This is a genomic window from Oceanobacillus luteolus (assembly GCF_042678205.1).
In the GTDB taxonomy this organism is placed as follows: Bacteria; Bacillota; Bacilli; order Bacillales; family Amphibacillaceae; genus Oceanobacillus; species Oceanobacillus luteolus.
Genome location: NZ_JBHUDE010000017.1, coordinates 14468 through 26592 on the forward strand (window position 1 = coordinate 14468; position 12125 = coordinate 26592).

At 38.7% G+C, this 12125-nt stretch carries 10 protein-coding genes; 8 read left to right on the top strand and 2 right to left on the bottom strand.

What is annotated here, in order from left to right; translation table 11 throughout:
• Positions 1-166: 166 nt before the first annotated feature.
• The 5 genes from ACFSBH_RS04340 (at position 167) to arfA (ending at position 5675) form a co-directional block, all read left to right on the top strand.
• Entirely contained in the window at positions 167-1510 is a 1344-nt protein-coding gene (locus tag ACFSBH_RS04340) for an ABC transporter substrate-binding protein (protein ID WP_251512723.1), read from the top strand.
• A gap of 65 nt (positions 1511-1575) precedes the next feature.
• Positions 1576-2553, top strand: coding sequence for a carbohydrate ABC transporter permease (locus ACFSBH_RS04345; RefSeq protein WP_251512722.1), 978 nt, complete (start codon positions 1576-1578; stop codon positions 2551-2553).
• Positions 2554-3393, top strand: coding sequence for a carbohydrate ABC transporter permease (locus ACFSBH_RS04350; protein ID WP_251512721.1), 840 nt, complete (start codon positions 2554-2556; stop codon positions 3391-3393).
• A 37-nt stretch (positions 3394-3430) separates the two neighbouring features.
• Positions 3431-4048 (top strand): YesL family protein, encoded by a 618-nt coding sequence (locus tag ACFSBH_RS04355; protein WP_251512720.1) that lies wholly within the window; start codon positions 3431-3433, stop codon positions 4046-4048.
• A 115-nt stretch (positions 4049-4163) separates the two neighbouring features.
• Entirely contained in the window at positions 4164-5675 is a 1512-nt protein-coding gene (gene arfA, locus ACFSBH_RS04360; protein ID WP_379596205.1) for an arabinosylfuranosidase ArfA, read from the top strand.
• Between the two features lie 219 nt (positions 5676-5894).
• Here arfA and ACFSBH_RS04365 read toward each other — a convergent pair whose 3' ends face one another.
• Both ACFSBH_RS04365 and ACFSBH_RS04370 read right to left on the bottom strand, forming a co-directional pair.
• Entirely contained in the window at positions 5895-7508 is a 1614-nt protein-coding gene (locus ACFSBH_RS04365; protein ID WP_379596207.1) for a glycoside hydrolase family 43 protein, read from the bottom strand.
• A gap of 110 nt (positions 7509-7618) precedes the next feature.
• The gene (locus ACFSBH_RS04370; protein WP_251512718.1) at positions 7619-8824 is read right to left on the bottom strand and encodes an ROK family transcriptional regulator; all 1206 of its coding nucleotides are present in this window, start codon (positions 8822-8824) and stop codon (positions 7619-7621) included.
• 155 nt (positions 8825-8979) lie between these two features.
• Between ACFSBH_RS04370 and ACFSBH_RS04375 the strand changes: the two genes are divergently transcribed.
• From ACFSBH_RS04375 to ACFSBH_RS04385, 3 genes are all read left to right on the top strand, one after another.
• Positions 8980-10290 carry an extracellular solute-binding protein gene (locus tag ACFSBH_RS04375; protein WP_251512717.1) on the top strand — a complete coding sequence of 437 codons (1311 nt, stop codon included), beginning with the start codon at positions 8980-8982 and terminating at the stop codon, positions 10288-10290.
• Positions 10291-10402: 112 nt separating this feature from the next.
• The gene (locus tag ACFSBH_RS04380) at positions 10403-11281 is read left to right on the top strand and encodes a carbohydrate ABC transporter permease (protein ID WP_251512716.1); all 879 of its coding nucleotides are present in this window, start codon (positions 10403-10405) and stop codon (positions 11279-11281) included.
• A gap of 14 nt (positions 11282-11295) precedes the next feature.
• The gene (locus tag ACFSBH_RS04385; protein ID WP_251512715.1) at positions 11296-12117 is read left to right on the top strand and encodes a carbohydrate ABC transporter permease; all 822 of its coding nucleotides are present in this window, start codon (positions 11296-11298) and stop codon (positions 12115-12117) included.
• Positions 12118-12125: the final 8 nt, after the last annotated feature.

Below are 12125 nucleotides of genomic sequence, written 5' to 3' on the forward strand. Positions count from 1 at the left end.
AAGAGAAGGTTTCTAGTAATTCTGTTAAATAGTCATAAAAAGGAGATTATCCGATGAAAGAATTAGTAAGTCTAACATTAGACGGAGCTACCAGTACAGCGAGGTTGAGTCTGAAAGAAAAGGTAAATATAAAAATCTATTAAACTATTACTAAGGAGGAAAAATAATGAGAAAGTTTTTCTTGGTGTTGCTAGTATTCATGCTATTTATTTTAGGTGCATGTTCTGATGGTGAGTCTGAAACTAGTACTTCAAGTGACGCAGACGAGACTGTAGTGGCCGGGGAAGATATAGAAGATGCAACTGAATTATCATTTTGGACCTTTGCTGGTACACATGCAGACTACTTTGCAAATGCTGCGGAGAGATGGAATGAGGATAATCCTGACAGGCCAATAAAATTGTCTGCAGAAACATATCCGTTCGATCAGATGCACAATAATTTATTGCTTGCATTGCAATCTGGAAGTGGTGCACCGGACTTGGCAGATATTGAAATTGCTAAATTCTCGAACTTTTTAAAAGGCGATATACAATTAGAACCCTTGAATGAATTAATTGAACCAGAATTAGATAGTTTTGTAGAGGAAAGACTAGGGATATATACGAAGGATGGTAATTACTACGGTGCTCCAACACACTTAGGTGCAACAGTAGTTTATTACAATCAAGAAATAATGGATGAGGCTGGAGTTGATATCGACTCCATTGAAACTTGGGATGATTATGTTGAAGCTGGTAAACAAGTTGTCAGCGCAACTGGTAAACCAATGACAACGATTCCAACAAATTGGTACGGTATTTGGCCGTTCGTTACTCAAAAAGGAGCAGACTTCTTTAATGAAGAAGGTGAACTAACACTTGATAGTCCAGAGGTTGTTGAAGCACTAGAATTTGTTGATTCTTTAATTAATGAACATGAAATTGCTGAGATCACACCTGGTGGCGGTTACCATTCAGAGGAATTCTACGGTTTTATGAATAATGGTGGACAGGCTTCTATTGTCATACCTATGTTTTACATGAAAGACTTTGTGGAGTATATGCCTGATCTAGAAGGAAAGATGCAAATTCGACCAATGCCGTTAGCACCTGGCTCAGATACCCAGTCTGTTGCAATGGGTGGGACGGGTACTGCAGTAATCAGTCAATCAGAGCATGCTGATTTAGCGAAAGATTTCCTTTATTACGCCAAACTATCAAAAGAAGGAAACATTCATTTATGGACTGAACTTGGATTCGACCCACCACGTTGGGACGTATGGGAAGCACCAGAAGTAAGGGAAGATAATGTGTTCTATGAGTATTTCCATGAAGATATCTTTGATATTTTATTATCAGTTAAAGATGACGTTGCAGGTATAAATCTATCAGAGTATACACCCGATGTTTTATCAGAGATTGATTCCAATATTATGCACAGCGTCTTAAGAGAAGGAAATCAAACCCCGGAAGAGGCTTTAAAACAGTCAGCTGATACAATCAGTCAAAAAATGAAGAGTGCAAATTAATAGGTAAACTAAAAAGGACAGGAAACTGTCCTTTTTCCCAAAATATGATTGTAAGAAGGGATAAAATGATAAATAAGGTTAGACATGATGTTGAAGGCTTTGAATTTGAAAGAAGAAAAAATAGAAAAGAGCCACCACCAGTGAAAAAAAGAAAAAGGGCTAAAAGCTTTTTAAATTCAAAACAGGTCGTACCATATGTGTTTGTGTCTCCATTTATTATTTCTTTTTTAATACTTACTCTTTATCCGACAATTCAAGCCTTTGTCATGAGTTTTCAAAGGATTTTACCTGGTCAAGTTACTTTTATAGGTTTTCAAAATTATGAAAGAATATTCAACCCTGCTTTTTTCAAGGCATTAGCGAACACAACGATATATACAGTAGCAACAGTAGCTATTCTTGTATTAGTACCAATGATTTTAGCAACACTATTAGACTCCAAGTTAGTAAGGTTTAAAACGATATTTCGATCTGCTTTGTTTATTCCCTCGCTAACATCCGTAGTCGTAGCAGGTATTATTTTCAGGCTATTTTTTGCTGAATCAGGAGGTTCGATAGCTAACCAGATTGTAGGTGTATTTGGTATTGATCCGATTAGTTGGCAATATACTGGCTGGTCTGGAATGTTATTAATGGTACTAATTGCATCTTGGCGTTGGATGGGGGTTAACGTTCTTTACTTCCTGGCTGGATTACAAAATATATCAAAGGAACTTTATGAATCAGCAGATATAGATGGTGCAAATGTATTCCAAAAATTCCGGTATATCACACTGCCTTCTTTAAAACCTATTATAATTTTTGTGACTACCATTAGTATCATTGGTGGTTTTAGGGTATTTGAAGAAAGTTATGTATTGTGGCAAGGTAATTCGCCGGGTAACATTGGGTTGACTTTAGTAGGGTACTTATACGAACAAGGTATTCAGCAAAACGACATGGGATTTGGAGCAGCAATTGGAGTAATTGTCTTATTAATCATTTTCATCGTAAGTATACTCTACTTATTAATAACAGGTGGATTTAAACGAGGTGACGAATAAATGAAAAAGAAAAGTAATAAGGTGGCTACATGGCTACTCACTATCATTATCGGTATCATCGCCCTCATTGCATTGTTTCCGTTGATTAGTTTAATTATCTCTTCATTTCGTCCCTCTACGGAACTAATGAGAGATGGGATAACTTTCTCCATTAACTGGAGTGAACTATCACTAGATAACTATTTATATATATTTACCCAAGCTGGTGAATACTGGAAGTGGTATGGTAATAGTTTAATTATTTCTGGTCTGATTATTATCTTTTCGTTGTTTTTCTCTTCCATGGTCGGCTATGCATTGGCATCTTATGATTTTAAAGGGAGAAACTTGATCTTCTTATTTGTTTTGATTATTATCATGATTCCATTTGAAGTGTTATTGTTGCCACTGTACCAATTGATGATCGATTTAAGATTAATCAATACCTATACTGGTATCATGTTACCTTTGATAGTTTCCCCAACAGCAGTATTTTTCTTTAGACAGTATGCGATGGGACTACCGAAAGAATTGATGGACGCTGCAAGAATTGATGGAAGTACAGAGTATGGAATATTTTTTAAGATAATGGCGCCATTGATGTTACCGTCTTTTGCTGCAATGGCAATTCTACAAGGCTTGCATAGTTGGAATAACTTTTTATGGCCATTACTCGTGGTAAGATCCAGTGATTTATTTACGTTGCCGATTGGTTTGGCTACATTGCTAACCCCTTATGGTAATAACTATGACATTTTAATTGCAGGTGCTGTGATGACAGTTATTCCTATTGTCATTCTCTTTGCTTTATTCCAGCGTTACTTTGTTGCAGGGCTTACAACTGGTGGTGTAAAGGGATAAGAGTAAGTTATAACGATTTGAAGAAGGTGTAACGTAGATGAATGTAGATGGAATTACTGGTTCACTGAATACGATTCTTACTTGGATAACCCGCTTAGCATTACTGAATCTCTTATGGATTCTATTCTCCATACGGGGTCTATTTATCGCCGGCATTTTCCCCTCGACCATTGCTGCCTTAGGTATATGCAGGTCATGGAAAGAGGGAAATCAAAATACCACCATGTGGAAAACCTTTAAACAGATTTATCGTAAAGAATACATCGCTGCAAATATTCTAGGTTGGTCAATCACTTTAATGGGATTACTTTTATATTTAAACTATCTAGTTATGAGTAATAGCGTTGGAGAAATTCCCATCATCGTACTCACTGCTTTTTACCTGATCACTTTTTTATACGTTATTGTAGTCATTTGGTCATTTCCATTACTATCACATTATAATGCTTCCATCATCCAGCATCTGAAAAACGCAATGATAATCGGGGTAGTAAAAATTCATTACACGTTAGTCATATTAATTCTTTTGTTTGCTGTTACCTATATATCCTTGGAATTTCCGGGAATGATTTTATTCTTTAGCTTTAGTATTGCTATCTTATGTTGGTCTTGGATTTCAGAATATATATTCAAAAAGATGGAAGCCGCAGAATAGATCTATGTTTGCAGGCAAATCAAAAACTTAAAGTTACAAATGTAAAAAAGAGATACATAGATTTTATAACGGGAGAGGAAGGAATAGAGTGGAGAAAGAAATGATAAGCGCTAAGATGTTGTTAGATAAGGAATTTGTGATTTCGGAAATAGATCCTAGAATCTATGGTTCTTTCATTGAACAATTAGGAAGAGCAGTTTATGGAGGAGTTTATGAACCAGACCATCCTACTGCAGATGAAAATGGGTTTCGCCAGGATGTAATAGATCTAGTAAAACAGTTACAAGTGCCAATCATCCGCTACCCAGGCGGGAACATGGTGTCAGGCTACAATTGGGAAGATGGTGTAGGGCCTAAGGAAGAACGCCCTCGTCGTTTAGACTTAGCTTGGAATGCTTTAGAGACGAATCAGGTTGGTACGAATGAATTTGTCGACTGGTCCAAAGCGGTTGGTGCAGAAGTGATGATGGCTGTTAATCTTGGAACAAGAGGAATAGATGCTGCTCGTAATTTGTTGGAATACAGTAACCATCCAGGAGGAACGTATTGGAGTGAGTTGAGAAAACAACACGGATACGAGGAGCCACATAATATAAAAACATGGTGCTTAGGAAATGAAATGGATGGACCGTGGCAAATCGGCCAAAAGACAGCTCATGAATATGGTCGTCTAGCTGCAGAAACAGGAAAAGTGATGAAGCTCGTTGATCCAACTATTGAGTTAGTAAGTTGTGGTAGTTCAGGTTCAGGAATGCCAACATTCCCTGAATGGGAAGCTACAACTCTTGAACATACATATGACTTCGTTGATTACATCTCTTTGCATCAGTATTATGGGAATCGTGACAATGATACAGCAAACTATTTAGCAAATACTTTGGATATGGATAACTTTATTAAAACAGTTATTGCTACTTGTGATTATATTAAGGCTAAAAAACGCAGTAAAAAGACAATGAAGTTAAGCTTTGATGAATGGAATGTGTGGTTTCATTCCAATGATCAAGACAAAGAAATCGAGCCATGGACCATTGCACCACCACAACTAGAAGATATTTATACATTTGAAGATGCAATTTTAGTTGGATCAATGCTAAACACACTGCTTAAGCACTCGGATCGAGTAAGGATTGCGTGTATGGCTCAGCTTGTAAACGTTATTGCGCCAATCATGACTGAAACAGGTGGGGGAATTTGGAAACAGACGATCTTCTACCCATATTACTATACTTCGGTTTATGGCAGGGGAACTGCGCTGAACCCAATCATTAAATCTCCGAAGTATGATAGTAAAGATTTTACAGACGTTCCGTATCTTGATAGTTCAGTTGTTTACAACGAAGAGGATGATGAACTCGTCATTTTTGCCGTAAATCGCCATTTGGAAAATACGCTGAAAGTTGATATCGATATTCGATCATTTGAAGGCATGGAAGTAGTAGAACATGTGGTGCTTGAAAATGATGATGCGAAAGCTACGAATACACTTGATAATGAGCAGGTAAAACCACATTCTAACGGTCAATCTTTTATTGAAGATAACAAGTTAGTCGGAGTGCTGCCAAAAATGTCTTGGAATATGATACGGTTAAGACAGTTGAGTAATGCCAATGGTGTAAGTCTGTAGGGTGAAGGTGCAATTTAATAGTATAATGACAAGACGAAGACGGGTAAAGCTGACTTCGTCTTTTTTTCTATAAAACTACATTTTGTGCTTAAATAAAAAGGGAGATGTCAATCACAACATCTCCCTTTTCATGTACATGAATCTACCATATGGGTTTGCTTGTTCTTCCAAGTTAGCTCGATCAATAATCTTTTATTATGCAATTACTAATTTAATAACTTACTCCTCTACCGGCTTATACATAAAGTAATCAAAATCTGCAGGTTTACGTTCTCCTGATGTATCCTGACATTGCATTCCGACAAAAGCTCCTGTGAAGAAGCCGCCACCGCGGATATAGTCATCGGATAGTTTGTAAGAATAAAGCTGTACAGGAATCTTCTCCCATGTTTCGCCATCAAATGAATAGGAGTATTCGTATATATTTGTATTAACTTCCACTCGAAGGGACACATATTCCACATCATTAGGTACAACGATTTCATTACCCCTTAATGGTTGCTCAAACGTAAAGTTATCGCATATCGTCAAGTCTAGTATTCTACCTTTTTCCTCATTCCATGTAATCTGCAGAGCGCTCCAGTTTTCAGTATTATAATAGTTTACTAGACCTGCAGCTTGCTGGAATGATTCAGGGTTGAAAGCGACCTTGGTTTCCGCTGTAAAATTAAAATGCTGCCAACGTCTTGCTACATGGGCTTGGGTGAATTTCGATGTTAGAGACTCTCTACCATACAAACGAAGATGACCAGGATTGTCATTCAATGATAAAATCTCTTCTCCTAATGGAATCCGTAATGTTTGGAAGTGGAGATTTAATTGGTTGGAATCAAAATCATCCTTTTCCTCATAATCCGGTTCCCATTTTACTTCTTCAATCGCAGGGCCTTCAATTTCAAGGGAAGGCTTGTTCCCGCCAACAATGTACGGCCAATCATCTTTCCATTCGAGACGCTGAATGGCTGTTTCACGGCCTAGTGGACAGAAACCGCGTGGATCAAGTAGAGGCTGATCCTCGTTCGGTAAAGGACGGCCAGTCAAATGTACGAAGAACCATTCATCTGTATGTGTTTGCACGATGGATCCGTGTCCAGCTTTTTGCAATGGATTTCTTGGGTGTGCAAAGGATGAAATTAATGGATTCTCAGGATGAACTTCATAAGGTCCCCATAGATTCTTAGATCGGGCAATGGTTGCCTGATGATCGAATCTTGTCCCACCTTCTGCAGTGAGTAAATAATAGTAGTCATTAATTTTATATATATGAGGTGCTTCCACCAACTTCACATCGGTGCCTTTGAAGATGATTTCTTTTTTACCAATCAGTTTTTGCTCAACCGGATCGTACTCTTGCAGCACAATACCATAGAAATTATGATTGCCGACACGATGGTCCCAGAACATATTGGCAAGATATTTTCTGCCATCTTCGTCGTGGAAGAGGGAAGGGTCGAAGCCGGAACTGTTCAGGTAAATCGGTTCTGACCAATCTCCATCAATCGTTTCACTTGTTACGAGGTAGTTATGGCAGTCTTTCCATCGTCCTTCCGTCACTTTGACATCGGTATAAATCAACCAGAACTTTCCATCATTATACGAAAGCTGAGGAGCCCAAATCCCTCCAGAGTTTGGATTCCCCATCATATTCAATTGGCTGAGTCGATTTAACGGTCGGGATACTAATCGCCAGTTTTTCAAGTCTTTCGAATGGTAGATTCCAACTCCAGGAAACCATTCGAATGTTGATACGGCAATATAGTAATCTTCATCAACACGGCAAATGCTCGGATCTGGGTTAAAACCTGGTAAAATTGGATTTTTAATCGTTGTCATGAATTTCCACCTCATTTAATATTTTATTTATGCGCAGGAATGCGCTTTCATTTAATGCAACTAGACAATAAGTATTCTTTTCTATACAAGCCAAGCTTGTGTCCCAGGAATTAAAGGGCGTATTTATTATTTTCCTGAAACACTTTGCTTGAAATGAAATTTTCTGCTGAAAACGCCGCAACACCTAAGGCAGTGGAATGCGTTTGCAGACCGGAAAAGTCAATCGTCAAATCTTTGCGGCTGAACCATAAGGATTGCTCTTCGATCCATTCCATCATGGAAGGCTCCAACCACTGTGCTGCTTCAGCCATTTGGTTGCCGATGATGACTTGTTCAGGATTAAAGATATTGATGATGTTATTGATGCCCACTCCCAGATATTTACCGATTCTGTTGAATAATTGCTGAGCGGTATCATTGCCACTTTCCGCGAGTTTCATGATGGTTTCAAGTGATAGTTCACCATCTAATGTCTCTTTTAAATCAGATCGCTGAGCATTGAATAGCAGAGACTTCTCTGATGCATATAGTTCCCAACAACCATTGCTGCCGCAGCTGCATTTTGCTCCATCTGCTTCAATCGCCATATGACCGAATTCTCCGGAAAAGCCATTATTCCCTCTATAGAGCTCACCGTTCAATATCAGACCTACACCAATCCCGATGCCGACACTGACATAGATGATATTATCGTTGTGTTTACCGACGCCGAAGTTCTTTTCTCCATAAGCTCCGGCATTCGCTTCGTTCTCTACAACAATTGGGAGATTATATTTATTCTCCAACTCTGATTTCAAGTCGATGCTTTTCCAATTCAGATTAGGTGCAAGTAAAATTTTCTGATCTTTGTTGACGATACCTGGCACACCGACTCCAATTCCTACAATTCCATATGGACTGGATGGTGCGGATTTAATGAGTGTGTCAATGATTGCAAACAGTTCTTCCAAGATTTCTTCATACGTTAAATCACTGATGTTCGTCTTTTTCTCTTGACAGATATTGCCCCTTAAATCTGTCAACACACCGAGAATATAATTGACACCCAAGTCAACTCCGATGGAATAACCAGACAGTTCATTGAAGAGTAGCATAACCGGTCTTCTGCCTCCACTGGATTTACCAGGACCAACTTCATTAATTAATTGTTCATCCAATAATTCCTTCACTAAGGATGAAACGGTCCCTTTATTCAGTCCGGTGGAAGTGGCGATATCCGCTCTTGAGATCTGAGAGTTTGCTATGATTGTTTCGAGAACTAAAGCTTTGTTCTCTTGCTTTACAACTTGCTGGTTCCATGTTTTAGTACTCTTCATCTTTTCAACTCTTTTCACGTTTTGAGAATAGTATAGCACATAATTTTACTTTACTACAAACTTTGTTCATCCACTAGACAAACGATGTTTTGTCTGCTACTATAAAAATAAGCTTAGGAGGATAAGCTATCAAAATACTTTTAGGGGGTTCAATGATGAATTTTAAGAGAGCGTTTACATTTCCTGCGATGTTGCTGGTGTTGGCTTTGTTTTTGGCTGCTTGTAGCGGGGATGATGGGGGAGAAGCCGAAGCGACTAGTTCATCTGATGCAAAGACAGTAAAGTTCATGCACTTATGGCCTGAAGGAAGCTCTGCTCAGCATCACCGAGTGGTAAACGAAATTATTGCAGATTTTGAAGCAGAACATGAAGATATTAAAATCGAACTTGAAGTACTAAGTAATGAGCAATATAAAGATAAAATTACGGTATTATCTACTTCTGATGAATTGCCTGATGTTGGGATGACATGGGCTGCTGGTTATATGGAGCCATTTGTCAACGGAAACAAATTTGCTGCTCTTGATGATGTAGTTGAAGGTGAATTAGCCGATGATTTTGTAGCGGGAACTTTAGAAGCCTTCACAATTAATGATAGTGTTCATGGACTTCCGTTAGAGTTGAATATCTCTACAATCTTTTATAATAAACAAATCTTTGATGAGTACGGTTTGGAAGAACCGGAAACATTAGATGAACTAAATGAAATTGTTGCAACCTTAAATGAAAACGGTGTCAATCCAATCGCTCTTGGAAACCGAGATGCGTGGACAGGTTCGATGTGGTACATGTACTTAGCAGATCGGATTGCCGGGGATAAAGATGCTTTGACCCAAGCAATCAACCGGGAAATCTCTTTCGAAGACCCTGCATTAGTGAAAGCTGCGGAAGAAATTCAGAATCTTGTAGATGCTGACTCATTCATTTCCGGATTTAATGGACTTGCAGACGAAGAAGCCAAGAGCATGTTTATGTCTGAACAGGCAGCGATGTACCTGATTGCTACTTGGGACTTGCCGAACTTTACGACAAATGAAGATGTTCCGCAAGAGTTCAGAGACTCTGTCGGTTACTTCAAATTCCCGACGGTTGATGGCAGTGGAACAACGGACAGTTATGTAGGTGGACCTGGTGTTGGTCTATTTGTAGCGGAGAACTCGGATGTCAAAGAAGAAGCGAAGACATTCGCCTCTTACTTCGTGCAGCAATGGGGAGAAAAAGCGGTGACTGATGTTGGGGTTATCCCTGCAACGAAGGTAGACACCGATGCATTGGATCTCCCGCAAATGTATGTGGATGTTTTAGATGATCTGAATGCAGCGACAAATATCACATTGTATGCGGATGTCCAAATGAGTGCAAGTGCCGCTCAAGTACATTTAGATATGATTCAAGCATTATTCGGTGGTGAAGTAACCCCTGAAGACTTTGCAAAAACGCATGAAGAAACACTTTCTCAAGAGTGATGCCTTGGTTTTACTATGAAAAACAGATGAGAGAAGGGCATCTATTGCCCTTTTCTTATCTAACAGTTTTAGAGAAAAGGACTTCCAAATCGATAACATGGGGTTGAATATCATGAATAAAGTGATGTCCAATAAGTGGATCATTTTCTTATATACACTCCCGGCAATCCTTTTGATAGCTGTTCTAATCCTTATTCCATTATTTCTTTCAGGATATTTTGGGTTAATGAAATGGGACGGCATAGGGGCGATGGAGTTTATCGGACTAGATAATTATATTGTTGCATTACAAGATGCAAAGTTTTGGCAAAGTGCCAAGCATTCTTTCCTGTTGGCGATATTTTCTGGTCTTAGTCTGATCGGTTATTTAGCAGTTGCATTAATACTTGCGTCTAAATTAAAAGGTACAAATCTACTTAGAAAAATATACTTAATACCAATGCTTTTATCCTCTGTTGCCATTGCTCAGTTGTGGATCAAAGTGTATAACCCTTCAAACGGTATGTTGAATAGTATTCTCATGTCTCTTGGAGTGGATAATCCTCCAGCATGGTTGGCAGATAACGATCTTGTGCTGTTTGCAATATTTGTTCCTATCATTTGGCAATATGCGGGATTCTACATCTTAATCTACTACGCTGCATTAAAGAACATCCCGGAATCCTTGATAGAAGCAGCCAAAATTGACGGAGCGTCTCCATTGCAAATAGCGATGAAAATCAAAATTCCATTAGTGATGAACGTATTTAAAGTTACGATTGTATTATCCTTTGTCGGTTCATTAAAATACTTCGACTTGATTTATGTAATGACAGGTGGAGGACCGAACGGAGCTAGTGAAGTGATGGCATCGTACATGTATAAGTTAGCCTTCTCTAGTTATGATTTCGGCTATGGAAGTGCCATTGGTTTCTTACTGTTGATCATAACGTTGATTGTTACAATCGTTGTTCGCCGAGCAACCGCAAATAATGAGGAAATTCAATACTAAGAGGAGGATTGCAGATGCGTCGACTTGGTCTTACGATACTTTATATTTGTTTAGGTTTAGTCGCTGTCTTCCAGATATTCCCGATCATTTGGCTGTTCACGTTTTCCTTAAAGACAAACCAAGAGATATTCGCGGGTAATCCATTTGCGCTTCCGCTGGATCCGAAATGGGAGAACTATTTAAAAGTATTTGAAGGCGGGATTGGAACATATTTCTGGAACAGTATTTGGATAACCGTTGTTGCTACAGTACTGACGGTGCTCATTGCAAGTATGGCAACGTTCGCGATAACGAGGATGAGATGGAAATTAAGTGGGCTGGTTCTAGGGATTATTATGATGGGTCTTATGATTCCGATTCATTCCGCTTTGATTCCTTTGTATAACATGTTTTTAAATGTCAATTTAATTGATAATCCATTATCTATCGTCATTACGTATGTCACTTATAATTTGCCGATTACGGTTATGATTTTATACGGATTCTATACGACGATCCCTCGGGAAATTGAAGAGGCGGCGATCATTGACGGAAGTTCAATCCATCGCATGTTCTTCAGTATTATTCTTCCGATATCGATGCCAATCATGTCAACAACCGTGATCATTAATATGATTTACAATTGGAACGAATTCGTATTCGTCAATACGTTTATCAGTTCCGATAAATATAAAACACTTACTGTTGGTATCCAAAACTTTATCGGACAGTATATGACGGACTGGGGTGCGATAGGGGCGACGTTGGTGATTAGTGTATTACCTATCATCATAGCATTCTTATTCTTCAGCAACAAAATCATGGAAGGAATCACGGCCAGCGCTGTGAAAGGGTAAAAACACAC

Coding starts and splice junctions, on each gene's coding strand:
- ACFSBH_RS04370 (WP_251512718.1), bottom strand. CDS start 8,824: ATGAAGAGTACTAAAACATGGAACCAGCAAGTTGTAAAGCAAGAGAAC.
- ACFSBH_RS04380 (WP_251512716.1), top strand. CDS start 10,403: ATGAATAAAGTGATGTCCAATAAGTGGATCATTTTCTTATATACACTC.
- ACFSBH_RS04375 (WP_251512717.1), top strand. CDS start 8,980: ATGAATTTTAAGAGAGCGTTTACATTTCCTGCGATGTTGCTGGTGTTG.
- ACFSBH_RS04355 (WP_251512720.1), top strand. CDS start 3,431: ATGAATGTAGATGGAATTACTGGTTCACTGAATACGATTCTTACTTGG.
- arfA (WP_379596205.1), top strand. CDS start 4,164: ATGTTGTTAGATAAGGAATTTGTGATTTCGGAAATAGATCCTAGAATC.
- ACFSBH_RS04385 (WP_251512715.1), top strand. CDS start 11,296: ATGCGTCGACTTGGTCTTACGATACTTTATATTTGTTTAGGTTTAGTC.
- ACFSBH_RS04350 (WP_251512721.1), top strand. CDS start 2,554: ATGAAAAAGAAAAGTAATAAGGTGGCTACATGGCTACTCACTATCATT.
- ACFSBH_RS04365 (WP_379596207.1), bottom strand. CDS start 7,508: ATGACAACGATTAAAAATCCAATTTTACCAGGTTTTAACCCAGATCCG.
- ACFSBH_RS04345 (WP_251512722.1), top strand. CDS start 1,576: ATGATAAATAAGGTTAGACATGATGTTGAAGGCTTTGAATTTGAAAGA.
- ACFSBH_RS04340 (WP_251512723.1), top strand. CDS start 167: ATGAGAAAGTTTTTCTTGGTGTTGCTAGTATTCATGCTATTTATTTTA.